Origin of the sequence: Mesorhizobium sp. M0047 (genome assembly GCF_040323315.1) — a bacterium.
Taxonomy (GTDB): domain Bacteria; phylum Pseudomonadota; class Alphaproteobacteria; order Rhizobiales; family Rhizobiaceae; genus Mesorhizobium.
In genome coordinates, this window is sequence record NZ_JAMYUW010000013.1 from 48,005 (window position 1) to 70,295 (window position 22,291).

At 62.3% G+C, this 22,291-nt stretch carries 24 protein-coding genes and 1 pseudogene; 15 read left to right on the plus strand and 10 right to left on the minus strand.

Going from position 1 to position 22,291, the window contains the following annotated elements; all coding sequences use genetic code 11:
* Positions 1-3 precede the first annotated feature (3 nt).
* Entirely contained in the window at positions 4-402 is a 399-nt protein-coding gene (locus NKJ89_RS14865) for a Kazal-type serine protease inhibitor family protein (RefSeq protein ID WP_352603440.1), read from the minus strand.
* A 502-nt stretch (positions 403-904) separates the two neighbouring features.
* Between NKJ89_RS14865 and NKJ89_RS14870 the strand changes: the two genes are divergently transcribed.
* The 3 genes from NKJ89_RS14870 to NKJ89_RS14880 all read left to right on the plus strand — a co-directional run bounded on the left by NKJ89_RS14870 (position 905) and on the right by NKJ89_RS14880 (position 2,263).
* Entirely contained in the window at positions 905-1,117 is a 213-nt protein-coding gene (locus tag NKJ89_RS14870) for a cold-shock protein (protein ID WP_006202520.1), read from the plus strand.
* A 317-nt stretch (positions 1,118-1,434) separates the two neighbouring features.
* Positions 1,435-1,647 (plus strand): cold-shock protein, encoded by a 213-nt coding sequence (locus tag NKJ89_RS14875; RefSeq protein ID WP_008877668.1) that lies wholly within the window; start codon positions 1,435-1,437, stop codon positions 1,645-1,647.
* A gap of 184 nt (positions 1,648-1,831) precedes the next feature.
* Positions 1,832-2,263: a BA14K family protein gene (locus NKJ89_RS14880; protein WP_352603442.1), complete on the plus strand. Its 432-nt coding sequence runs from the start codon at positions 1,832-1,834 to the stop codon at positions 2,261-2,263.
* A 92-nt stretch (positions 2,264-2,355) separates the two neighbouring features.
* On the opposite strand, the gene NKJ89_RS14885 is transcribed toward NKJ89_RS14880, so the two are convergent.
* The 3 genes from NKJ89_RS14885 to NKJ89_RS14895 form a co-directional block, all read right to left on the minus strand.
* Positions 2,356-2,994 carry an MBL fold metallo-hydrolase gene (locus NKJ89_RS14885; protein ID WP_352603444.1) on the minus strand — a complete coding sequence of 213 codons (639 nt, stop codon included), beginning with the start codon at positions 2,992-2,994 and terminating at the stop codon, positions 2,356-2,358.
* A 139-nt stretch (positions 2,995-3,133) separates the two neighbouring features.
* Positions 3,134-3,451, minus strand: a complete 318-nt coding sequence (locus tag NKJ89_RS14890) for a hypothetical protein (RefSeq protein WP_023761220.1) — start codon at positions 3,449-3,451, stop codon at positions 3,134-3,136.
* 145 nt (positions 3,452-3,596) lie between these two features.
* The gene (locus NKJ89_RS14895) at positions 3,597-4,490 is read right to left on the minus strand and encodes a branched-chain amino acid aminotransferase (protein ID WP_023761219.1); all 894 of its coding nucleotides are present in this window, start codon (positions 4,488-4,490) and stop codon (positions 3,597-3,599) included.
* A 245-nt stretch (positions 4,491-4,735) separates the two neighbouring features.
* On the opposite strand from NKJ89_RS14895, the gene NKJ89_RS14900 reads away from it, so the two are divergent.
* The 4 genes from NKJ89_RS14900 (at position 4,736) to NKJ89_RS14915 (ending at position 8,669) form a co-directional block, all read left to right on the plus strand.
* A complete protein-coding gene (locus NKJ89_RS14900; RefSeq protein WP_031260729.1) occupies positions 4,736-5,269 on the plus strand; it encodes a MarR family winged helix-turn-helix transcriptional regulator in 534 nt (177 codons plus the stop codon).
* The gene (locus tag NKJ89_RS14905) at positions 5,256-5,975 is read left to right on the plus strand and encodes a response regulator (RefSeq protein WP_352603446.1); all 720 of its coding nucleotides are present in this window, start codon (positions 5,256-5,258) and stop codon (positions 5,973-5,975) included. Before NKJ89_RS14900 ends, NKJ89_RS14905 begins: the two co-directional genes overlap by 14 nt.
* A gap of 49 nt (positions 5,976-6,024) precedes the next feature.
* The gene (locus NKJ89_RS14910) at positions 6,025-7,440 is read left to right on the plus strand and encodes an ATP-binding protein (RefSeq protein WP_352603448.1); all 1,416 of its coding nucleotides are present in this window, start codon (positions 6,025-6,027) and stop codon (positions 7,438-7,440) included.
* Positions 7,441-7,646: 206 nt separating this feature from the next.
* Positions 7,647-8,669 carry a glycosyltransferase family 4 protein gene (locus NKJ89_RS14915; RefSeq protein WP_352603450.1) on the plus strand — a complete coding sequence of 341 codons (1,023 nt, stop codon included), beginning with the start codon at positions 7,647-7,649 and terminating at the stop codon, positions 8,667-8,669.
* Between the two features lie 54 nt (positions 8,670-8,723).
* Here NKJ89_RS14915 and NKJ89_RS14920 read toward each other — a convergent pair whose 3' ends face one another.
* The 3 genes from NKJ89_RS14920 to NKJ89_RS14930 form a co-directional block, all read right to left on the minus strand.
* The gene (locus NKJ89_RS14920) at positions 8,724-9,083 is read right to left on the minus strand and encodes a tRNA-binding protein (protein WP_352603452.1); all 360 of its coding nucleotides are present in this window, start codon (positions 9,081-9,083) and stop codon (positions 8,724-8,726) included.
* A gap of 25 nt (positions 9,084-9,108) precedes the next feature.
* Positions 9,109-9,609, minus strand: coding sequence for a type III secretion system chaperone family protein (locus NKJ89_RS14925; RefSeq protein ID WP_013893499.1), 501 nt, complete (start codon positions 9,607-9,609; stop codon positions 9,109-9,111).
* 344 nt (positions 9,610-9,953) lie between these two features.
* Positions 9,954-10,256: an accessory factor UbiK family protein gene (locus NKJ89_RS14930; RefSeq protein WP_352603454.1), complete on the minus strand. Its 303-nt coding sequence runs from the start codon at positions 10,254-10,256 to the stop codon at positions 9,954-9,956.
* Positions 10,257-10,425: 169 nt separating this feature from the next.
* Here NKJ89_RS14930 and lgt point away from each other — a divergent pair, with 169 nt between their 5' ends.
* From lgt to NKJ89_RS14960, 6 genes are all read left to right on the plus strand, one after another.
* On the plus strand, positions 10,426-11,280 hold the full coding sequence (lgt, locus tag NKJ89_RS14935; protein WP_352603456.1) for a prolipoprotein diacylglyceryl transferase: 855 nt from the start codon (positions 10,426-10,428) through the stop codon (positions 11,278-11,280).
* The gene (locus tag NKJ89_RS14940) at positions 11,277-12,377 is read left to right on the plus strand and encodes a class I SAM-dependent methyltransferase (RefSeq protein WP_352603458.1); all 1,101 of its coding nucleotides are present in this window, start codon (positions 11,277-11,279) and stop codon (positions 12,375-12,377) included. The genes lgt and NKJ89_RS14940 overlap by 4 nt, the downstream gene beginning before the upstream one ends.
* Positions 12,378-12,505: 128 nt before the next feature.
* Positions 12,506-13,300 carry a peptidoglycan editing factor PgeF gene (pgeF, locus tag NKJ89_RS14945; protein WP_352603460.1) on the plus strand — a complete coding sequence of 265 codons (795 nt, stop codon included), beginning with the start codon at positions 12,506-12,508 and terminating at the stop codon, positions 13,298-13,300.
* Positions 13,300-14,451 carry a M24 family metallopeptidase gene (locus tag NKJ89_RS14950; protein WP_023761207.1) on the plus strand — a complete coding sequence of 384 codons (1,152 nt, stop codon included), beginning with the start codon at positions 13,300-13,302 and terminating at the stop codon, positions 14,449-14,451. Before pgeF ends, NKJ89_RS14950 begins: the two co-directional genes overlap by 1 nt.
* Positions 14,452-14,494: 43 nt before the next feature.
* Positions 14,495-15,127: a hypothetical protein gene (locus NKJ89_RS14955; RefSeq protein WP_352603462.1), complete on the plus strand. Its 633-nt coding sequence runs from the start codon at positions 14,495-14,497 to the stop codon at positions 15,125-15,127.
* Between the two features lie 155 nt (positions 15,128-15,282).
* On the plus strand, positions 15,283-16,218 hold the full coding sequence (locus NKJ89_RS14960) for a ribose-phosphate pyrophosphokinase (protein WP_013530002.1): 936 nt from the start codon (positions 15,283-15,285) through the stop codon (positions 16,216-16,218).
* A 15-nt stretch (positions 16,219-16,233) separates the two neighbouring features.
* Here the strand turns inward: NKJ89_RS14960 and NKJ89_RS14965 are convergent.
* A pseudogene (locus NKJ89_RS14965) lies at positions 16,234-17,117 on the minus strand (AraC family transcriptional regulator).
* Positions 17,118-17,269: 152 nt separating this feature from the next.
* Between NKJ89_RS14965 and NKJ89_RS14970 the strand changes: the two are divergent.
* Positions 17,270-18,517 (plus strand): MFS transporter, encoded by a 1,248-nt coding sequence (locus NKJ89_RS14970; RefSeq protein WP_352603466.1) that lies wholly within the window; start codon positions 17,270-17,272, stop codon positions 18,515-18,517.
* Positions 18,518-18,573: 56 nt separating this feature from the next.
* Here NKJ89_RS14970 and NKJ89_RS14975 read toward each other — a convergent pair whose 3' ends face one another.
* The gene (locus tag NKJ89_RS14975) at positions 18,574-19,431 is read right to left on the minus strand and encodes an alpha/beta fold hydrolase (protein ID WP_352603468.1); all 858 of its coding nucleotides are present in this window, start codon (positions 19,429-19,431) and stop codon (positions 18,574-18,576) included.
* 150 nt (positions 19,432-19,581) lie between these two features.
* Between NKJ89_RS14975 and NKJ89_RS14980 the strand changes: the two genes are divergently transcribed.
* Entirely contained in the window at positions 19,582-20,010 is a 429-nt protein-coding gene (locus NKJ89_RS14980; RefSeq protein ID WP_352603470.1) for a MarR family winged helix-turn-helix transcriptional regulator, read from the plus strand.
* Positions 20,011-20,123: 113 nt separating this feature from the next.
* Here NKJ89_RS14980 and NKJ89_RS14985 read toward each other — a convergent pair whose 3' ends face one another.
* A complete protein-coding gene (locus NKJ89_RS14985; RefSeq protein ID WP_352603472.1) occupies positions 20,124-22,130 on the minus strand; it encodes a putative bifunctional diguanylate cyclase/phosphodiesterase in 2,007 nt (668 codons plus the stop codon).
* Positions 22,131-22,291: the final 161 nt, after the last annotated feature.

Here is a 22,291-nt window from a genome sequence, read left to right on the forward strand (position 1 = left end):
TTCTCAGCACGGCCCGTCGTCAACGACGCGGTAGTCCGCAGCCCGAGCCTCGCAAGCGTTGGGGAAGGTACGCATCTCGCCGTGCCGGCGAGCGCACACCGGCGCATATTCGCGGGTGCAGAACGTCTGTTCTTCGCCGCCGCCGCCTCCGTCGCGACACGGACCGTCGCGCACGATGCGATAGCCGGCGCGGTCGGCAAGGCAGGCGTTGGCGAAGGTCTGGCGGTCGCCGCCGCGGCGGGCGCAGACTGGCTCGTACTGCCGGCTGCAATATTGCGGTTCGGGACGTGGCGGACGCGCCCCCGGTCCGTCATCGACGACGACGGTGCAGGCGGCAAGAATTGTCGACAGCAACAGGATGGCAAAACCCTGTCGCGAAAAGATTGCCGCCAGAAATGGCATGTTGATCTCCCACGATCGCGTCCCCGGTTGCCGATCCTCGCCATTACCTTGCCAAATGCAACCCCTGTTTGCAGTCCCCTCAGACGGAAACGGCGTCTCGACCGTGGCTGGCGTCGGCTTGCCCCGCCGCCTCGACATCTGGCCTATTCGTGCCCCGGCTCTGGCCGATGACCCAACCGGCAAGCCAGCCTATGCCGAGCCGATCGATGTTCAGGTCAGTCGATCCATGCGTCGGGATGCGCCAATGCGGCGGCCCGCGGCGCTATCTTGCAACCATCACGTTTCCGTGCGATAAATTCCGTGTTCGGGCATTTGCGACCCGGAGAGCGGAACGTTTTGGACGACCTTTCCCCGATACTGTGAATCTCTGACGGCCCCGTTTTCGGCGGGGGGTTTGACCATGCGCCAATGCATGACTGCCGAAGCAACCACCGGGAACTGCCCTTTGCGCCAGGCGGCGGGCAGGACCACCAAAGACTGAACGGGTGAAGGAGTTTCCCCAATGGCCCAGACCGGCACCGTTAAATTCTTCAACGCGACCAAAGGCTTCGGTTTCATCACGCCCGACGGCGGCGCCAAGGATGTGTTCGTCCATATTTCCGCGATCGAGGCCTCAGGCCTGCGCACGCTCGTCGACGGCCAGAAGGTCACCTTCGACGTCGAGCCGGACCGCATGGGCAAGGGACCCAAGGCCGTCAACCTCCGCGCTGCCTGAGCCATTCGGGCGTCTCTCGGACGCGCGACGGAAGCTCCAACGCCTGAACCTGGCTTGGAGAGGGATCTGAATTTTTGAAAGGCGCGGCGATCTTCGCCGCGCCTTTTTCGTGCCGAAGACGCAGACCAATGCATGTCGCCCAAAAATGGCCGGTTCGGGGAAACGATATGCATGAAAACAAGGACCTGAGGCGCGCCGCGACGCCCTTTGGCCGCCCGCAAAACTTTCTCTTGCCGATGACGCTAAAATAAAGGACAAATTTCCATTCGGGCATTTGCCGGCCCGAGACTGGAATTTATGGGACAAAGGAGCTTCCCATGCCGCAGACCGGCACCGTGAAATTCTTCAACCATGCCAAAGGCTTCGGCTTCATCACGCCCGATGATGGCGCGAAGGATGTTTTCGTCCATATTTCAGCCGTGCAGGCGTCAGGTCTTCCCGGTCTCGAGGATGGGCAGAAAGTGACATTCGACACCGAGCCGGACAAGCGTGGCAAGGGTCCGAAGGCCGTCAACCTGTCGGTCGGCTGAGCCGCCTCGGACCGTCGACGGCAAGCAGTTTCGCCCCGTTGAGAGCGTGTGATCATTGACGCTTTTTTTGAATCAACACATCGAAATCCGTTCAGCCCCTGTTCAGCCACGGTCGCATATTAGTCTTTGGTAAAGCCGGACCGCATCCCCCAAAACTGCACGGGCCGGTATGAAGGAGACCAAGATGAACCGAGTTTTCAAGATCGCCGCCTTGTCCGCAGCCGTGGTCGCCACTACGCTCGTGACCTTGCCCGCGGCTAATGCAGGTGACTGGCGCCACCATCATGGCCATCACGGCAACGGCGATGCCATTGCCGCCGGCGTCCTCGGCCTCGCGGCGGGCGCCCTGATCGGTGGCGCGTTGGCCAACGACCAGCCCCCGCCCTACGCTGACCGCTACTACGATGACGGTTACTACGATCGTGACGTAGTGGTGCGCCCGGCCCCGGTCCGCCGCTATTATGCGGAGCCGAGGGTCGTTTACAATGAAGGCTACGCTGAGCCGTGGACCCGCGGCTGGTACGAGTATTGCTCGGACCGCTACCGCACGTTCAACGCCCGCACCGGCACGTTCACCGGCAGTGACGGCGAACAGCATTTCTGCACGGCAAACTAAACTATAGGGCTTCCCTGCCCCCAAACAAAAAGCGCCGGCCGCGAGGTTGGCGCTTTTTGCTTTCCAGGATCGCGCTTGAATATCGCTCCACCTTAAACCAGAAAAGGATTGGTGCGCCGCTCCTCGCCAAAGCGGCCGCCAGGACCGTGGCCGCAGATGAAGCCGATGTCGTCGCCGAGAGGCAGCAGCTTGTCCTTGATCGAGGCGATAAGCGCCGCATGGTCGCCGCCCGGCAGGTCGGTGCGGCCAACAGAACCGCGAAACAGCACGTCGCCGACATGGGCGAATTTGGCCGCGCGGTTGTAGTACACGACATGGCCGGGCGCGTGGCCGGGGCAGTGCAACACCTCGAACACATGGCCGCCGAACGAGACGGTCTCGCCTTCGGTCAGGAACCGGTCGGGCACGCAGTTGCGCGCACCGGCAATGCCGTAGCGCCTGCCCTGGTTTTCCAGATTGTCGAGCAGCGGCTTGTCGGCCTCATGCGGTCCGACGATCTCGACGCCGAGCGCTTCCTTCAACTCCATGGCGCCGCCGGCATGGTCGATATGGCCGTGTGTTATCCAGATCGCACCGGCTGATATCGCATTGTCCTTCAGCGCTGCCAGCACCTTGTCGATGTCACCGCCTGGATCGACGACGACACCGTGCTTGTCGTCCATGTCGAACAGGATGGTGCAATTCTGCTGGAACGGTGTGACCGGCACGATGCCGGCATTGAGCTGACCCATGATCGTCCTTTCGCTATGCCAGCCGTGATTTAGAGACGCTGGTGAAGGGCGTCCACCCCTCGAAAGGCGAACAGTCAGTAGCTCCAAAACGGAAATGGGCGGCCGAAGCCGCCCATTTGAAAGACCGAATGGCCGCTGCTTACTTCTTCATCGCGCCCATGACCGCGCCGAGAATGCCGGTCAGGATCGCGCCGCCGCCGGCGCCGCCGATGATATTCTGCAGATTCAGCGCGCTGCCGAGACCGCTCGTTGCTGCTGCCGCAGCCGCCGTATCAACCGCGCCGCCGCCAAGCAGGCTGCCGAGGATCGCCGCGCCGCCGACGCCGCCAATGGCTCCACCCAGGATTTTGGGAAGCTGACCCATCGCCGCCGTCTTGAGCGCCGCACCGACCGCCTGACCACCGATGATGCCTGTAATCACCTGCACAATGATCGGAAGAAGCGTGTTCATGTCCATATGATTAGTCCCTCCATAACTGCCAGCCTCCCGGGCCGACAGCATCATGAGACGCCGAATTGGACGAAAGTCAAATGCAAGAATGCTTAAATAGAAGGGGCGGCGCTAAAACTGCCCCTGCTTGCTAAAAAAGCTGTGACTATCGTTATTCTGCAGCGATCGCGTGCTTGGGTTGAACGGCGGCAGAATAGTCATCCATAAGGTTCTTGGCGATTTCACCAACCTCGAATCGGTAAGGTCCGATCTCCGACACCGGCGTTACTTCCGCTGCGGTGCCGGTCAGGAAGCACTGCTGGAAGCCTTCCAACTCTTCCGGCAGGATTGCACGCTCGATCACCTCCAGACCGCGATCCTTGGCCAGCCCAATGACCGTGCGGCGGGTGATGCCGTCAAGGAAGCAGTCGGGCATGGGCGTGTGGATCTTGCCGTCCTCGACGAAGAAGATGTTGGCGCCGGTCGCTTCAGCGACCTGGCCGCGCCAGTCGAGCATCATGGCGTCGGCATAGCCCTTGGCCTCGGCGGCGTGCTTGGACATGGTGCAGATCATGTAGAGGCCGGCGGCCTTCGATTTGGACGGTGCGGTGCGCGGGTCGGGCCGGCGCCATTCCGCCACGTCGAGGCGGATGCCTTTCAGCTTCTGCGCCGGATCGAAATAGCTCGGCCACTGCCAGATGGCGATTGCGCAGTTGATGCGGTTGTTCTGCGCCGAAACGCCCATCTGTTCGCTGCCGCGCCAGGCGATCGGCCGGACATAGGCGTCCTGGAAACCCTGCTTCTTCAAAAGCGTGGTGGAGGCGTCGTTGAGCTCGGCCACCGAATAGGGAATCTTGAAGCCGAGCATGCGCGCCGATTCATGTAGGCGCTCGGTGTGTTCGTTGAGCTTGAATATCTCGCCGCCATAGGCGCGCTCGCCCTCGAAGACGGCGCTGGCGTAATGCAGACCATGGGTCAGCACATGGATCTTGGCGTCACCCCACTGGACGAATTCGCCGTTCATCCAGATGAAGCCTTCCAGTTGATCGAAGGGAACGGATGCCATGGTAACCTCCCGCGGGCGGCAGCCCGCATAGCGTTGTGTCGTTGTGTGTTCTTGTCGCCTATCGAAGGCGGCTTTTTCAGGAGCGTAGGCGGATAATTGCGCTCTGGCAAACTAAGGAAGTTCCGGAAAAGCCGGCTTGGCTTGCCTTTTCGTTCGCAATTCGCCCAAAAGCTTGTCAAAAATTATCATTGCAGGGAAATTACGTCAATAGTACTGACATAATCTCTCTTTCCCACGGAGAAATGATGACGGATCGTAGCCACGCAGCCGGGAAACCGATCAGGACCGCGATGTCAGACGAGGACGGCATCGACTTCGCCATCATCGAATTGCTCTTCTTTGCCTATCGTGACTTCACCTCCGATCCGGATCAGATCCTGGCCGACTACGGCTTCGGCCGTGCCCACCACCGGGTGCTGCATTTCGTCAACCGCAGGCCGGGCCTGACGGTCGCCGAACTGCTCGACGTGCTGAAGATCACCAAGCAGAGTCTGGCTCGCGTGCTCAAGCAATTGATCGACACCGACCATGTCGTGCAGTTGCAAGGTCCACGCGACCGCCGCCAGCGCGAGCTTTATCCGACGGCCAGGGGCCGTGCGTTGGCGTTGGCGCTGGCGCGGCCACAGTCGCGCCGCATCCATGCTGCATTGGAAGATTCCGGAATAACCGAACGGACCTTGGTGGAACGGTTCCTCGAAGCGATGGTCGATCCGGAACTGAGGGCGCAAATCGACCTGGGGTCCGCAAAAATGTCAGGGAAAAACCATGGAGAGCACTGAACGGGTAGATCACGCGGCCGCACCGGACGACGACGCACCGCATTTGCTTGTGGTCGACGACGACACCCGCATCCGAAATCTTCTCAAGCAGTATCTGACCGAAAACGGCTTTCGCGTTACCGTCGCCGGCAATGCCGGCGAAGCCAGGCGCAAACTTGCCGGCCTCGACTTCGACCTTCTGGTGCTAGACGTCATGATGCCCGGCGAGACGGGCGTCGACCTGACCAAGTCGCTGCGCGCCGAAAAGAACGTACCGATCCTGATGCTGACGGCGCTGTCGGAGACCGATAGCCGCATCAGCGGGTTGGAGGCCGGCGCCGACGACTATCTGCCAAAACCTTTCGATCCGCGCGAGCTGATCCTGCGCATCAACAATATCCTGCGCCGCGGCGGCCCGACGACCACGCCGAAGGTCGAGCAGTTGGTTTTCGGCCCCTACACCTTCCAGATCGCCAGGCGCGAATTGAAGCGTGGCGGCGAGGCGCTGAAGCTGACCGACCGCGAGCAGGAGATCCTGGCGATCTTTGCCGCGCGGGCAGGTGAGACCATACCCCGCCACGAGCTTGTCGGCGACGATTCGGAAGTCGGCGAGCGCACCATCGACGTCCAGATCAACCGGCTGCGTCGCAAGATCGAGCGCGATCCGTCCAATCCGGTCTGGCTGCAGACCGTGCGCGGTATTGGGTATCGGCTCAGCGTGGAATAGAATGCCGCCTGCGGCCGGCTGAACGGCCGCGGGCGAGCGAAAAGAGCGAATGGCAACCACGGAACTGGAACAGCCGGGCAATGGCGGCTTGAGCGCACGCGCCACGCGGACGCTGAAGGCCGTGCCGCGCGCTTGGAACCGCTTCTGGCGCCTCGTGTCGCTCTATATGCCAAAGCGGCTCTATGCCCGCTCGCTGATCATCGTCATCGCGCCGATGATCCTGCTGCAATCGGTCGTTGCCTTCGTCTTCATGGAGCGCCATTGGGCAACCGTGACGCAGCGCCTGTCGCAGGCCACCGTACGCGACATCGCCGCAATCATCGACCTGATCGAGACCTATCCGCACGACGCCGACTACACCAATATCATCCGCATCGCCCAGGATCGCATGCAGTTGAAGGTCGACCTGCTGCCGCCCGATCCGTTGCCGCCGCCTGGACCCAAACCTTTCTTCTCTATCCTCGACGATGTTCTCTCGTCCGAAATCACCCGCCAGATCAACCGCCCGTTCTGGATCGACACGGTCGGCAATTCCAACATCGTCGAGGTGCGCGTCCAGCTCGAGAACAAGGTGCTGCGCGTCTTCGTGCGCCGCAGCCAGGCCTACGCCTCGAACACCCACATCTTCCTGATCTGGATGGTCGGCACCTCGCTCGTGCTCCTGACGATCGCCATCCCCTTCCTGCGCAACCAGATCCGGCCGATCCTGATGCTTGCCGAAGCTGCCGAAAGCTTCGGCAAGGGCCGGCCGATGCCGCGCGACTTCCGGCCGCGCGGCGCCGAGGAGGTTCGCCGCGCCGGCTTTGCCTTCATGCAGATGCGCGAGCGCATCGAACGCCAGATCGAGCAACGCACCGCCATGCTGACCGGCGTCAGCCATGATCTGCGAACCATCCTCACTCGTTTCAAGCTGCAGCTGGCGTTGGCCGGCGGCAAGGCCGAGACCAAGGCGGCGCTCGACCAGGACATCGACGACATGCAGTCGATGCTGGAAGGCTATCTCGCCTTTGCCCGTGGCGAAGCTTCGGAAGACGCCGGGCGGTTCGATCTCGAAGCCTATTTCGAGAAGCTCGGCGAGGAAGCCAGGCTGCGCAAGCGCAAGCTGTCGACGACGCTTGCCGGCGACCCCGATGTGCATGTGCGGCCGAACGCCTTCGCCCGATTGATGTCAAACGTCATCGGCAACGCCTTCCGCTATGCCAAGACGGTGGAGGTCAACGCCACCCATGGCCGCGGCTCGCTGCTGGTCACCATCGACGATGACGGCCCAGGCATTCCGGCCGACCGGCGCGAAGAGGTGTTCAAGCCCTTCGTGCGGCTCGACGAGGCGCGCAACCTCGACGCCAGCGGCACCGGGCTCGGCCTGTCGATTGCCCGCGACATCGCTCGCAGCCATGGCGGCGATATCACCCTGGACGACAGCCCGCTCGGCGGCCTGCGCGCCGTCATCAAGGTTCCAGCATAGTCGGCGGAACACGGGCTTCATCCGCCCGTCATGAAACCGTGGTCAAGGACGCCCATGAAGCGCGCGACCTCAGTCGATTCGGCCCTGCCGCCTCACTTCGACCCCGTGCCCGCCCGGGTGCGCTGGAGCGAAGCGAGAGCAGCCGGCTGGTCGCCGTTCAGGCATCGTCTCAAAGCAACCGTCGACCTTTCCTGCAAAGGGCCGCCATGCGCATATTGATGGTCACCGACGCCTGGCGCCCGCAGGTCAATGGCGTCGTCCACACGCTGGAGCGGCTCACCGAGACGCTGAAATCCTTCGATGTCGCGGTGGATTTCCTGACGCCCAACATCTTTCGCACGCTACCCTTGCCGACCTACCCCGACATAAGGCTGGCACTGACCACCCCCGGCCATGTCGCGCGCCTGATCGAAGCCGGCAAGGCGGATCACATCCACATCGTCACCGAGGGTCCGCTGGGCATCATGGCGCGGCGCTATTGCCGCAATGCCGGCCGGCCGTTCACCACCAGCTATCACACGCGCTTTCCCGAATATCTCAGCGCCCGCCTGCCGGTGCCGGAGAGCTGGACCTATCGTTGGCTGCGCGATTTCCACAATTCCGGGCAGGGCACGCTCGTCGCCACCCAGTCGCTCGCCGACGACCTCTCGGCGCGCGGCTTCAACAAGCTGCGGCCGTGGACGCGCGGCGTCGACACCGACCATTTCCGGCCGGACAAGAAGAAGGACCTCGGCTTCCCCGGGCCGGTCTTCCTCTGCGTCGGCCGCGTCGCCATCGAAAAGAACCTGGGTGCATTCCTCGAACTCAATCTGCCCGGCAGCAAGGTGGTCGTCGGTGAGGGTCCGGAGCTTGCCAGGCTGAAGGCGAAATTCCCACAAGCGCATTTCCTGGGCCACCGCCCCAATGACGAACTGGCCGAGATCTATGCCTCGGCCGACGTCTTCGTCTTCCCCAGCCGCACCGACACGTTCGGCAACGTCATCATCGAGGCACTGGCCAGCGGCACCCCAGTCGCCGCCTATCCGGTGACCGGGCCAATCGACATCGTCGGCGACGGTTTTGGCGGCGCGGTGTCGAACGATCTGCGCGAGGCAGCGCTTGCCGCCCTCAGCGTAGATCGCGCGCAAGCACGCGAACGCGCCATGCGCTACAGCTGGAAAGCCTGCGCCGAAATGTTTCTCGACACGGTCGAAGAGGCGCTCGGCACGACGCGGAAGCTGGCGGCCTGACGCAGGCGCAACCGCAATGAATGCTCGGAACCGACGCGAAGGGAACGCAACGGTCTAAAACAATCTGCCGCCATCCGGCACCTTGCGCTCGATGGCGCCGAGCACCACCGCGCCCTCCTCGTCGGGAAAGCCGAGCGTCAGCACTTCCGACATGAAAGGCCCGATCTGGCGCGGCGGAAAATTGACCACCGCGAACACTTGCCGGCCGACCAGCGTCTCCGGCGTATAATATTTGGTGATCTGCGCCGACGACTTCTTGATACCGATGCCGGCGCCGAAATCGATCTTCAGCTTGAATGCCGGCTTGCGCGCCTCGGGGAACGGTTCAGCCTCGACGATCGTGCCGGCGCGGATGTCGACACGATCGAAATCGGCAAAACTGATCTCGGGCTTAAGCGCGCTGCTCGAACTCATCTCTATCTTGTCTGTCTATCGTGGTTCAGGCGTTGCCGTAGGTCTCGAACAGCACGCCGGCCAGCGCGTCCTTGGCCGAGGTCCCCGACCAGACGACGAACTGGAAGGCCTGGAAATAGCATTCGCAGGCTTCCAGCGCAGACGACAGCAAGACTTCGACCTGCTGGCTCGACGGCTCGACCCCGCCGGCCAACAGCAGCGACTGGCGGAACATGATCGCGCCCTCCTGCTCCCAGAGGTCGAAATGACCAAACAGCATCTGTTCGTTGATGAGCGACAAGAGCCGCATCACTTCCAGCGCGCGGGTCTCCGGCACCTTGATGTCGAAGGCGCAGGCCAGGTGCAGCGCCTCGAAATCCTCCATCCATGAGAAGGAAACGTGATAGTCGGTCCAGCTTCCGGCAACCGAAATCGAAATTTCGTCGTCGCCGGCCCGCTCAAAGGACCAGTCGTTGTTGTGGGCCACCTGCTCGATAACATCCACCGGATGGATTTCGCGGGAGAATTCGAGTTCGAGAAGTTCCATGGAATGCTTCCTGTCGTTCTGTACGAGCGCCGCCACACGCTCCGCGGGAGGGCACACACAACGAACAATCTTGTCTAGAACTCGGACGGCCAGGACTTTCTTCGCGCAAAGACCACTTCTCGACACAAAGACCCCGGACCGGACCCCACCGCCCGGCCACATGACCCTGCTCCGAATCATGCAACAAATTCAGTCTATTGATCGGGAGTCGCGTGAACAGCCCAATTTTTCCCACTGCGTCATTCGCATGTGGAAAGCCGCTGTCACAAAGATTCATGCAATGCCGTTAAGCGATTCACGGCAAAGCGCTTTTCAGGATCGGGCTATGTGGAAAAGTTTAACGATTATTTTTTTTCGCGGGGCTTGGCCGCCGCCGCCGGTGCGGCGTCACCGCTCAGTTCGGCAAGCTTGGTCTCGAGCGCCTCGATGCGGGCGGCGAGCCGGCTGTTTTCTTCCCGGGCCTTGGCGGCCATCTCGCGCGCGGCTTCGAACTCTTCGCGCTGCACCACGTCCATTGTGTTGAGAATGCGCTCGGCCTGGCCCTTGAAGGCGGTCTCCACCTCACGGCGCACGCCCTGGGCGGCGCCGGCGGCATCGGTCATCAGCTTGGCGAATTCATCGAGAATGCGGTTCGGTCCGGTAGACATGGCAAATCCTCGCGCTTGCACAAATTGACGTAGTGGCGCTGCGCGTCGAATGCAAGCATGTTGCGCCGCGTTGCGGCATCAAGTCGAGAGCGCCCACCTTGCCTTGACCGTGCCAAAAGCCTGCCGCATGGTCCGCGCGAAAACGCGTTTTGCAACCGAGAGTTCCCCGTTGAACGAATATTTCCTGCTGCCGCTGGCCTCCCTGCCCTTCCCCAACATCAACCCGATCCTCATCCAGATCGGGCCGCTGGCGGTGCATTGGTACGGCGTCGGTTACATCGTCGGCATCCTGTTTGCCTGGTGGTATGCCAAGCGGCTTGCCGCCAGTGCCAAGCTGTGGCCGAACGGCGTCCTGCCGATGAAGCCGGTGGACCTCGACGATTTCATCGTCTGGGCGGCCATCGGCGTCGTGCTGGGCGGCCGCACGGGCTATGTGCTGTTCTATGATCTGCCGCGCTACATTGCGCACCCGCTCGATATCTTCGCGGTCTGGCAAGGCGGCATGTCGTTCCATGGCGGCCTGCTTGGCGTTATCCTCGCCATGACGCTGTTTTCGATCAAGCGCGGCATCCGCACATGGTCATTGTTCGATGTCGTGGCCGCCGGCGTGCCGGTTGGCCTTGGCCTGGTGCGCGTAGCCAACTTCATCAATTCCGAGCTGTGGGGCCGGCCGACGGACGTGCCCTGGGCGTTCGAATTCCCCAATGGCGGGCCGTTTGCCCGTCACCCCAGCCAGCTCTACGAGGCGCTGCTCGAGGGTGTGGTGCTGTTCCTCGTGCTGCGCATCCTCACCCATTGGCGCCTCAAGCTGAAGACGCCGCGCTTCGTCGGCGGCGCCTTCATCTGCGGCTACGGCCTGTCGCGCATCTTCGTCGAGTTCTTCCGCGAGCCCGACCAGCAGCTCGGCTATCTCCTCGGCACCAACTGGCTGACCATGGGCATGATCCTGTCGACGCCGATGGTGCTGGCCGGCATCTGGGCGATGCTGACCGCCAAGCCGGTGGCACAGCCGCAGCCGATATGACCCGGCTGAAGACCCGCATCGTCGACCTGATCGAGGCATTGGGGCCGCTTCCCATCAACGAATACATGGCGCTTTGCCTCTTCGACCCGCAGGACGGTTATTACATGACGCGCGAGCCCTTCGGTGCGGCCGGCGACTTCATCACCGCGCCCGAGATCAGCCAGATGTTCGGCGAACTGGTCGCTGTGTGGGTGTACCAGGCCTGGCTGGCGAGCGGCCGGCCGCTGCCGGCCACCATCGCCGAGATCGGCCCCGGCCGCGGTACGCTGATGAAGGACATGCTGCGAACGCTGTCGCGGCTAGATCCAGAACTCGCCAACGGCGCCACCTTCGCCATGATCGAGACCAGCCCACGCCTGACAGAAGTCCAGCAACGGACGCTTGGCGTCACACCTTTCGCGGTTCGTTGGCACGAAACCATCGAGACGCTGCCGTGGCAGCCGCTGTTCATCGTCGGCAACGAACTGTTCGACGCCGTGCCCGTCCGCCAGTTCGTCCGCGCCGGCGCCGGCTGGCGCGAGCGCATGATTGGTCTGGATGACACCAACGAACTGCGCTTCTTCGCCGGTGCCGGCTCGGTCGACCCGACGCTGCTGCCCGCCGATGCCGACGGTGCACCGCAAGGCGCTATCGTCGAAGTGGCGCCTGCCCGCACGGCACTGATGGCGGCCATCGCAGAGCGCATATCAAGGCATGGCGGTGCCGGCCTGTTCCTCGACTATGGCCATCTCCAGCCGGGCGTCGGCGACACGCTGCAGGCATTGCGCGGCCACAATCGCGAAGATGTGCTGGCAAATCCCGGCGAGGCCGACCTCACTACCCATGTCGATTTCGCCGCCCTTGCCGCAGCCGTTCGAGCGCACGGCCTCGACGCCCATCTGTCGACCCAGGGCGATTTCCTGCTCGGCATGGGGATTCTCGAACGCGCCGGCCGCCTCGGCGCCGATGCCGACCAGGCGACACGCGACAACATAACTGAGGCTGTCGAGCGCCTCGCCGCTCCGCAAAACATGGGCGCACTGTTCAAGGTGCTTTCGGTGCTGCCGCGCGGCGTGGCCGTCCCATTCTCTGCAACAACGACCTTCGCGGCGGATTGACTTTTCACCGCCGCCCCTCCCAATCTCCCGTCCGGCGAAAAGAGACGGTCACACCGCCCAGCCCCGCCTCCTTATCGACGAAGCACCTTCTTCTTGACGAAACCGCCCACACGGACAACAACGCCCGCATGCTGAATCAGACCAAACCGGATCCCGTTCGGTCGCCGCTGCTGGACAAGGCGCAGGCACAAGGCATCCGCCACGGCTATTTTACCCGCATTGGCGGTGTCTCCAGCGGCATCTATCACGGCCTCAACATCGGCACCGGATCGAACGACGATCAGGCCCTGGTGGCCGAGAACCGCGCCCGGGTCGCTGCGTGGATGGGCGTGCCGGCACGCCATCTGTTGACCGCCTGGCAGATCCACTCACCCGATGTCGTCGTCGCCCGGGAACCCTTTGCCGGCGAGCGCCCCAAGGCAGACGCCATCGTCACCGACCGGCCGGGCGTCGCCATCGGCGCCTCGACCGCAGATTGCGGTCCGGTGCTCTTCGCCGATCCGCAGGCACGCATCATCGGCGCCGCACACGCCGGCTGGAAAGGCGCTTTCACAGGCGTGCTTGAAAACACCGTCCTCGCCATGGAAAGCCTCGGTGCTCATCATCAAAACATCGTCGCGGTGCTCGGCCCTTCGATCGGCCCGCAAAATTATGAAGTCGGACCGGAATTCCTTGCCCGCTTTGTTGAAGCCGACGCCGAGAGCATCAGCTATTTCGCTCCTTCCGCCAACGCCGGCCATGCGATGTTCGACCTCAACCGCTACACGGTCGACCGGCTGGCCAAGGCCGGTGTAACAGCCGACGGCCTCGGACGCTGCACCTATGCCGAGGAAGATCTGTTCTACTCCTACCGGCGCGCCACGCACCGCAAAGAGCCCGATTACGGCCGGCAGATTTCGGCAATCGTTTTGGAGAGGGAATAATGGCGCTGCATTTTGAACGATCCGAATTCGACGCGCGGCGCGACCGGCTGATGATCGAGATGGCCGAGAAGAAACTCGACGCCATCCTCCTGTTCGCGCAAGAGAGCATGTACTGGCTGACCGGCTACGATACGTTCGGTTTCTGCTTCTTCCAGTGCCTGGTGGTGAAGGCCGACGGTTCGATGGTGCTTCTGACCCGCTCGGCCGATCTGCGTCAGGCGCGCCAGACCTCGATCATCGACAACATCGTTCTGTGGACCGACCGCGATGGCGCCAATCCGGCGGTCGACCTGCGCAATCTGCTCAACGAACTTGACCTGCTCGGCGCTCGCATTGGCGTCGAATACGACACTCACGGCCTGACCGCCTTCAACGGCCGCCGGCTCGACGAACAGTTGCAGACCTTCGGCCAGATCGCCGATGCATCCGGCATCGTCGGCCGGCTGCGCCTGTTCAAGAGCCCAGCCGAAATCGCGAAGGCCGAGAAGGCCGCCAACCTCTCGGACGACGCGCTCGACGCGGCCTTGCCGCTGATCAAGCAGGGTGGCGACGAAGCCTTGATCCTGGCCGCCATGCAAGGTGCGATCTTCGCCGGCGGCGGCGACTATCCAGCCAACGAGTTCATCATCGGCTCCGGTGTCGACGCCCTGTTGTGCCGCTACAAGGCCGGCCGCCGCAAGCTCACAAAGAACGACCAGCTGACGCTTGAATGGGCTGGCGTCTTCAACCACTACCATGCGCCGATGATGCGCACGGTGCTGACCGGCAAGGTCTCCAAGCGCCATCAGGAGCTGTTCGACGCCGCCCGCGCCGCCCTTCTGGCCGTCGAGAAGGCGATGACGCCGGGCAACAGCTTCGGCGACGTGTTCGACGCCCACGCCCGCACCATGGAGGCGCACGGCCTGACCAAGCACCGGTTGAACGCCTGCGGCTATTCGGTCGGAGCCCGCTTCACGCCCTCCTGGATGGACATGCCGATGTTTTACCAAGGCAATCCCGAGCCGATCGCGCCCAACATGACGCTGTTCGCCCACATGATCATCATGGATTCCGACACCGAGACGGCAATGACGCTTGGCCGCACCTACCTGACCACCGAATCCCAGCCGAAGCCGCTGTCCCGCCATGATCTCGACTTGATCGTACAGTGAATCCATAATGGGAGGCGTTCTTCGCCAAGGAGTTAGAAGGCAAATGAGACGATCGCATGTGACGACCGTGTCATTGCTTGTGGCATTGGCTCTTGGCGCCTGCACCAACGCAAAGGACGTGCTCGAACCCTCTGCCATCACCCCGCCGGCAACGTCGACCCAGACACTGCCCGCCACATCAGGCAACACGGCAGCCGCAGTTCCGGCCCCGGGCGGCCCTGCCACCACCGCGGCGGGCGCTCCTGCAACCACCACACCGGTCACATCAGCCCAAAGCGCCGCCGCCCTGGCGAAGACCCGGCTGCAGATCGCGCCGATTGTCGGCGCGTCGGTCGAGGCCGCGACACCGCTGACGGCGGAACTGCAGACCCGCGCCCGGCAGCGCGGCATTACGCTCGCCGGCAGCGCCGACCAGACCGCGACGCATGTGCTCAAAGGCTATTTCTCGACGATGTCTGAAGGCACCGACACCACCGTCATCTATGTCTGGGACGTCTATGACCCGGCAGGCAATCGCCTGCACCGCATCAACGGTCAGCAGAAGGCGCCTTCGGTTAGTGGCGGCGCCAGCGGGGCCGGTGACAGCTGGAAGGGGGTCTCGCCGGCCACCATGCAGGCAATCGCCGACCAGACCATCGACCAGTTCGCGGCCTGGCTTGGCGGCAAGGCGGGCTGAAATGATTTCTACCGGCGATGGTGCAAGGCTTTCCTAGGATTATCCGGCGGATTCCCGATCTCGGTGCTTGCAATACCGGCGCGGGCCGCTAAAAGCCCGGTTAAAGGGCGCAGGCGAGTCCGTCAGGGCTTTCCATCCTCCACCAGGAACGGTGCATGAAACTCTTCGCGGGCAATTCCAACAGGGTGCTGGCCGAAGCGGTCGCCCGGTACCTCAACGTCCCGCTGGGCAAGGCCACTGTCAGGCGCTTCGCCGACCAGGAAATCTTCGTCGAAATCCAGGAAAATGTGCGCGGCGAGGATGTCTTCATCCTGCAGTCGACCTCGTTCCCGACCAACGATCACCTGATGGAACTGCTCATCATGATCGATGCCTTCATGCGCTCATCGGCCAAGCGCATCACGGCGGTGATCCCCTATTTCGGCTACGCCAGGCAGGATCGCCGCGCCTCCGGCCGCACGCCGATCTCGGCCAAGCTGGTCGCCAACATGATCACCCGCGCCGGCGTCGACCGTGTTCTGACGCTCGACCTGCACGCCGGCCAGATCCAGGGCTTCTTCGACATCCCGACCGACAATCTGTTCTCGGTGCCGGTGATGGCCCGCGACGTGAAGGCCAAATACAAGCAGCTCGGCAACGTCGTGGTGGTGTCGCCCGACATCGGCGGCGTCGTGCGGGCGCGCGCGCTGGCCAAGCGCTTCGACGCGCAACTCGCCATCGTCGACAAGCGCCGCGAGCGACCCGGTGAATCGGAAGTGATGAACATCATCGGCGCGGTTGCCGGCAAGGATTGCCTGCTGATCGACGACATCGTCGATTCCGGCGGCACGCTGTGCAACGCCGCCGATGCGCTGCTGGCCAACGGCGCCACCAGCGTCACCGCCTATATCACCCACGGCGTGCTGTCGGGCGGCGCGGTTGCCCGCATCAGCGGCTCGAAACTGCAGGAACTGGTGATCACCGATTCCATCCAGCCGACCCAAGGCGTGCTCGATGCTCCCAACATCCGCGTCATCTCTATCGCCGACCTGATGGGCGAAGCCATTTCGCGCACGGCGACCGAGGAATCGGTGTCCAGCCTCTTCGACTAAGACCGATACCTGACCTTACGGCGCAGGACTCTCCAGTCGAACCGGGCCAATCAGGCGACGAGCGACTTCGAGCTTTCGCGTGCGCCGCGCATATAGCCGCGCGGCGACGCGCCCAGCATGCGTTTGAACATGGTGATGAAGGCCGGCACGCTGTCATAGCCAAGATCGAGCGCCACCCTGGTGATCGGTTCGCCATCGGCCAGCCGCGGCAGCGCCGCGAACAGGCAGGCTTGCTGGCGCCATGTCGACAGCGACAGGCCGGTCTGGCGCTGGAAGGCGCGGGTGAAGGAGCGGCGGCTCATGCCGGCGGCATCGGCCCACTCGTCGATCGTCGCGTGCGGCGAAGGTGCGGCGACGAAGCGCCGACAGAGTGCCGAGAGCCTGGGATCGGACGGGAACGGCAGACCGAGCGGCCGTTCCGGCAGGGTCGGGATTTCGTGCAGCAGCAGATTCATGATCAGCCCGCCGCGCCCTTCCAACTCGCCGCCCTGTGGCAGCTTTTCCGATTCCACGATCAGGCTGTGCATCAGGTCGGTGACGCCGACGACGCGCAATCCGTCCGGCAGCCCGGGGATCGCCTGCGGCATGACATAGACCGAACGCATCGACACATCGCCCAGCATCTCCACGGAATGCTCGGTGCCGGCGGGAATCCACATCGCATGGTCGGGCGGCACCATCCAGCGACCGTAGCGCGTGGTCACCAGCACGACGCCTACCAGCGCATGAAGCAACTGACTGCGGCTGTGGCGGTGCAGCGGCACACGATAGCCGTCAGGATATTCGGTCGGCAGCGCCACCGCCGGCCCGGCCACTTGCTCCAGCCACTGCCAGCGGCGCTCGTGCAACTGCTCGAGATCGGCACTGCCGGCGTGGAAGACTTCTTTGCCGTAAGGCATCTTGTATGGCCCACTTGCGAAACTATTGGACCAAACCACGAAAGAAGTCACCCTGCAAGCAGCTTATAAGGCAACCGTTCCTTAGGCGGCCTTCAGCAGCGTCCGCCAGTTTGCCCTGCGGGCGTGCCGCCAAAAAGACCACGGAGCCTACCTTGACCGACACGACAGCCGCCAGCGTCGCCCCACCGACCGCCAATCACGCATCAGCCCAGGCGACGGCCTTCACCGTCATCCTGGCGGTGAGCTTCTGCCATTGCATCAACGACATCATGCAGTCGCTGCTATCGGCCATCTATCCCTTGCTGAAAGAGAATTACGGCCTCGATTTCTGGCAAATCGGCCTCCTGACCTTCACCTTCCAGGTGACCGCATCGCTGCTGCAGCCGGTGATCGGCATGATCACCGACAAGCGGCCGATGCCCTATTCGCTGCCCTACGGCATGGCGTCTTCGCTGATGGGCCTGATCGTGCTCGCCTATGCCGGGCACTATTCGCTGCTCCTGGTCGGCGCCTCGCTGATCGGCATCGGCTCGGCGATCTTCCATCCGGAATCCTCGCGCATCGCCCGCTTCGCCTCTGGCGGCCGCTTCGGTCTGGCGCAGTCGCTATTCCAGGTAGGCGGCAATTTCGGCCAATCCATGGGGCCGCTGCTGGCTGCCTTCATCGTCGTGCCCTTCGGCCAGACCAGCATCTCCTGGTTCGCTGTCGGCTCGCTGATCGGGATCATCGTTTTGTGGCGGGTCGGCGGCTGGTACAGCCGGCTGCGCGCCGCACAGGGCAATCGCAAGACGGCAAGCTTCGTCTCGCCCTTCCCGCGCCGCAAGGTGATGTGGGCACTGGCGGTGCTGACGCTGCTGGTGCTGACCAAGAACGCCTACATCGCCAGCCTCGCCAGCTACTACACCTTCTATTCGATCCATAAGTTCGGCGTTTCGGTGCAGATGTCGCAAGTCATGCTGTTCCTGTTCCTCGGCGCCTCGGCGCTAGGCATCCTGCTTGGCGGCCCGTTCGGCGACCGCTATGGACAAAAGGCCATGATCTGGTTCTCCATCGTCGGCGTGCTGCCCTTCACGCTCGCCCTGCCCTACGCCAACCTGGAATGGACGATGGTGCTGACGGTGGTGATCGGCCTGATCCTGTCATCAGCCTTCTCCAACATCGTCGTTTTCGCCCAGGAACTGGTGCCGGGACGTGTCGGCATGATCGCCGGCATCTTCTTCGGCTTCGCCTTTGGCATGGGCGGCATCGCGGCTGCCGTGCTCGGCGTGGTCGCCGACATGAAGGGCATCGATTATGTCTTCCAGGTCTGCTCGTACCTGCCGCTGCTTGGGCTGCTGACCGTGTTCCTTCCGAATATGAAGGAAGCCAGGAAGGTTCAGGCGGTCGCTGCAAGCCGGTAAGGCCGGGCGATATAGGCACCCGCCCGATGGCGGGTGCCTGCTGGAAAATATCCTAGCTAGGCCTTGAAGAAGGCCAGCAGGTCGGCGTTGATGACGTCGGCATGGGTCGTGGCCATGCCGTGTGGGAAGCCCTTGTAGACCTTGAGCTCGCCTTTCTTGACCAGCTTGATCGTCAACAGCGCCGAGTCGGCTATTGGGACGATCTGGTCGTCGTCACCGTGCATGACCAGAACCGGCACGTCGATCTTCTTCAGGTCTTCGGTGAAGTCGGTCTCCGAGAAGGCCTTGATGCAATCATAATGCGCCTTGGTACCGCCCATCATGCCCTGGCGCCACCAATTGTCGATGATCCCCTGCGAGATTTCCGCGCCCGGACGGTTGAAGCCGTAGAACGGACCTGCCGGGACATCGCGGAAGAACTGGGCGCGGTTGGCCGCCTGGGCGGAGCGGAAGCCGTCGAAGACCTCGATCGGCAGGCCGCCGGGATTGGCCGCGGTCTTGAGCATGATCGGCGGCACCGCGCCGATCAGCACCGCCTTGGCGACACGGCCGCCCGAGCCGTATTGAGCGACATAGCGCGCCACCTCACCGCCACCGGTCGAATGGCCGACATGGATGGCGTCCTTGAGATCCTGATGGGCGGCGAGTTCCGCGACATCGGCGGCGTACGTATCCATCTCGTTGCCGACGTCCGTCTGGGTCGAGCGGCCGTGCCCGCGCCGATCATGGGCAACGACCCTGTAGCCTTGTGACAGGAAGAACAGCATCTGGGCGTCCCAGTCATCGCTGCTCAATGGCCAGCCATGATGGAAGACGATCGGCTGACCGGTCCCCCAGTCCTTGTAGTAAATTTGCGTTCCGTCCTTGGTGGTGATCGTGCCGCTGCCGGAGCTGGGCTTGGATTGCGAGGTCATCTCAATCTCCGTTCTGTTGACTTCGCGATAAACGATATCGCGATAACTATCGCTATCGCAGTTCGAAAACCTTGTCCATAAAAATATATATCGCGATATCGTTTTTCGTGGTATAGAACCGACTGCCGTACCGGCAGAAGGAAATGCGCCGTGCCTCTCCCGTTGGACAATCAACTCTGTTTCACGCTCTATGCCACCAGCATGGCGATCAATCGCACCTATAAGCCGATGCTGGACCAGATGGGCATCACCTATCCGCAATATCTGGTTCTGAACGCGCTTGGAGAGACCGATGGCATGTCGGTTGGCACGGTTGCGCGGCGGCTTGCCCTTGAATCGAGCACCGTCACGCCACTGGTGAAGCGGATGGAGCAGGCTGGACTGGTGACCCGCCAGCGCAGCCAGACCGACGAGCGCCAGGTGCAGGTCGATCTGACCGCCGCCGGTCGCACACTGCTTGTCCAGTGCAACTGCCTCAACGAGACCTTGATCGAGCGCTCAGGCATGACTCTGGCACAGCTTGATGCGCTGAACCGGCAGATCAGGGCACTGCGCGCCGCGTTGAGCGGCGAACACTAAGCCACACCCCTTGCGTGCCCGCCTGGCTTTGCCATTGGTCGATAGCAATCGGCGCGGCCCTTGAGCCATAGCGGCCAAGGGCAGCTAAGCCAAACCTCGGAGAGCAGGCGCAATCATGCCGATTTAAGCACGGTGAATGGGCGTTTGCGGATGGCCCGCTTTGGCTGGTAACTGACGGCGGGAGCGGGACGGCCGACATGAAAGCCTTGGACCTTGTCTATGCCGAATTCGCGCATGAGGGCCATCTGTTCGTCGGTTTCCACCCCTTCGACCAGGATTTTGTGGCCGCGATTCCGCACCAGGGTGATAATGTCCTGGAGCATTGCCTTGCCGTTCGGGGCGCTGCAATCGTGCAGGAACGAGCGATCGATCTTTACCGTATCGAAATCGATCAGGCGGAGCCACGAAAGGCCCGCGAAGCCCGTCCCGAAGTCGTCAAGCCATATCTTGATCCCCAGCAGCTTCAGGTCGCTGATGCACCGAAGAATGTCCGAATGCATCTCCATCTCCAGCCCTTCGGTGATCTCGAAGGCCAGCCTGCTTCCGGAGACGCCGGTCTCGCCCAGAATGGTCGCTACCGACGTTGCAAAGCCAGGTGTCTTGAGCTGGATCGGAGAGACGTTGACACTAACGACGCGGACGTAATCGTCCGCCAGGAGCTCGGCGCACACCGTTCTTATTGCCCAGCGCCCGAGTTCCAGGATTGCGCCGGTTCGTTCCGCGACGGGAATGAACAGGCTCGGCGGAACCGACGTGCCGTCCAGCATTTTGAGGCGCATCAGAGCCTCTACGGCTTCAACTCGGTCCGTTTTGACATCCTGGATAGGCTGGTAAACGAGTGACACGAGGTTCTGGCCGATAGCGATCTTCAGCAAAGCCGCAATGTTCTCGCTCTCGTCGCTGCTCTGGGGATCGGAGGGGTCGAACAGGCGAGCACAGTTTCGGCCACCGGCTTTTGCCAGATAGAGTGCGCGATCAGCCTCGTGGATGATCTTCTCCAGCTTGGCGCCAGTCTGCGTTCTGGTGAACGCAGCGCCAACGCTCACGGTCACGATCGAGACGCCGTCTCGCCGCAGCTCGTGGATGAGCGCCAGGTTCTCCACCGTGCTGCAAATGGCTTCCGCGATCTCCAGGATCTGCTCTTTGTTCTCCACGCGAGCCAGGATAATGAACTCTTCACCGCCGTAGCGGCCGATGGAGCCATTGTACCGCCTGATCATTTCGCTAAGAGCATTGGCGACATGGATCAGGCAGCGGTCGCCTTCCTGATGGCCGTAACAATCATTGAACTTCTTGAAGAAGTCCACGTCGATGAGGATCGCCCCAAAACTGGTGCCAACCTTTTGCCAGTCGTTCCAGTAGTCCCTTAGCTTCTCGTCGATCGCCCGCCGGTTCTCCAGGCCTGTAAGCGGATCGGTCCGCGACAGTCTCAGCAGGGCCTTACCGCGTTCGGTCGCCTCGTTGTGCTGGATCTTCGCTTCCAGGGCGTTCAGGAAGACGTTGTAGCGCTCTTCATTCAGTTTCCAGTTGACATATGAGGTAAACGTGAAGCAAGAGATATAGAAAGTTCCGAATACCATCTTGTATATTAGCGTCGAAGGCACGAAATAATTTACCACGTACAGTATACACAATATTATTGTGGAAGTTACTATCGAAAGTTTGAAATTGAACGTGAAGAAAAGATTGGCGCTCATCATGAAGATGGTGCCGAAGACCATATAGTAAGAGACGCTTTCTTTGTCCGCACCAAAAACTGCAGGGCACAGCCAACCGACATAGCCAAAGATGATGGCTCCGGCGCAAGTGACGTCAAGCCATTCCGTTGCTACCTCCCGGCGAAGCTGCGCTTCCAGGATCAAAAGCGCAGTCAATCCGACCGCGAAGCGCGCAGTGATCGTGTATGCAGCCACATCTGGGATCAGCAGCAGATCCGTTGCAGAAAACAAGAGATAGATGACAACGGCCATCCAAAGCCCTGGCCGGGCTTCCCCTCTTCGCGTCGCATGAGCTTCCGTACGGTAGAGGGCGCGGAGCTCGTCGGTCCCCAGTTCATAGCGCGGTTCGTACGGCTCCGCATGAACAGTATCGGCCAATGCGGATGACGCGTGATCGTTCATCACAGCAAACCCCGTTTGAAGGGGATTTTCGGCTCCGAACTCATTTCTAGTTTCTGCCCTCACGCAGGCCGACTCCCTGGACGCGACAGCGATTGCGACGCCACGCGTACAAATGCAATCGCGCAGGACAAGTTTCCGTTAACTCGAAACCCGAATCCGGC

Bases quoted from the DNA above. Each gene is read 5' to 3' on its own strand.
- NKJ89_RS14865 (WP_352603440.1), bottom strand. From the start codon at position 402: ATGCCATTTCTGGCGGCAATCTTTTCGCGACAGGGTTTTGCCATCCTG.
- NKJ89_RS14870 (WP_006202520.1), top strand. From the start codon at position 905: ATGGCCCAGACCGGCACCGTTAAATTCTTCAACGCGACCAAAGGCTTC.
- NKJ89_RS14875 (WP_008877668.1), top strand. From the start codon at position 1,435: ATGCCGCAGACCGGCACCGTGAAATTCTTCAACCATGCCAAAGGCTTC.
- NKJ89_RS14880 (WP_352603442.1), top strand. From the start codon at position 1,832: ATGAACCGAGTTTTCAAGATCGCCGCCTTGTCCGCAGCCGTGGTCGCC.
- NKJ89_RS14885 (WP_352603444.1), bottom strand. From the start codon at position 2,994: ATGGGTCAGCTCAATGCCGGCATCGTGCCGGTCACACCGTTCCAGCAG.
- NKJ89_RS14890 (WP_023761220.1), bottom strand. From the start codon at position 3,451: ATGGACATGAACACGCTTCTTCCGATCATTGTGCAGGTGATTACAGGC.
- NKJ89_RS14895 (WP_023761219.1), bottom strand. From the start codon at position 4,490: ATGGCATCCGTTCCCTTCGATCAACTGGAAGGCTTCATCTGGATGAAC.
- NKJ89_RS14900 (WP_031260729.1), top strand. From the start codon at position 4,736: ATGACGGATCGTAGCCACGCAGCCGGGAAACCGATCAGGACCGCGATG.
- NKJ89_RS14905 (WP_352603446.1), top strand. From the start codon at position 5,256: ATGGAGAGCACTGAACGGGTAGATCACGCGGCCGCACCGGACGACGAC.
- NKJ89_RS14910 (WP_352603448.1), top strand. From the start codon at position 6,025: ATGGCAACCACGGAACTGGAACAGCCGGGCAATGGCGGCTTGAGCGCA.
- NKJ89_RS14915 (WP_352603450.1), top strand. From the start codon at position 7,647: ATGCGCATATTGATGGTCACCGACGCCTGGCGCCCGCAGGTCAATGGC.
- NKJ89_RS14920 (WP_352603452.1), bottom strand. From the start codon at position 9,083: ATGAGTTCGAGCAGCGCGCTTAAGCCCGAGATCAGTTTTGCCGATTTC.
- NKJ89_RS14925 (WP_013893499.1), bottom strand. From the start codon at position 9,609: ATGGAACTTCTCGAACTCGAATTCTCCCGCGAAATCCATCCGGTGGAT.
- NKJ89_RS14930 (WP_352603454.1), bottom strand. From the start codon at position 10,256: ATGTCTACCGGACCGAACCGCATTCTCGATGAATTCGCCAAGCTGATG.
- NKJ89_RS14940 (WP_352603458.1), top strand. From the start codon at position 11,277: ATGACCCGGCTGAAGACCCGCATCGTCGACCTGATCGAGGCATTGGGG.
- pgeF (WP_352603460.1), top strand. From the start codon at position 12,506: ATGCTGAATCAGACCAAACCGGATCCCGTTCGGTCGCCGCTGCTGGAC.
- NKJ89_RS14950 (WP_023761207.1), top strand. From the start codon at position 13,300: ATGGCGCTGCATTTTGAACGATCCGAATTCGACGCGCGGCGCGACCGG.
- NKJ89_RS14955 (WP_352603462.1), top strand. From the start codon at position 14,495: ATGAGACGATCGCATGTGACGACCGTGTCATTGCTTGTGGCATTGGCT.
- NKJ89_RS14960 (WP_013530002.1), top strand. From the start codon at position 15,283: ATGAAACTCTTCGCGGGCAATTCCAACAGGGTGCTGGCCGAAGCGGTC.
- NKJ89_RS14975 (WP_352603468.1), bottom strand. From the start codon at position 19,431: ATGACCTCGCAATCCAAGCCCAGCTCCGGCAGCGGCACGATCACCACC.
- NKJ89_RS14985 (WP_352603472.1), bottom strand. From the start codon at position 22,130: ATGAACGATCACGCGTCATCCGCATTGGCCGATACTGTTCATGCGGAG.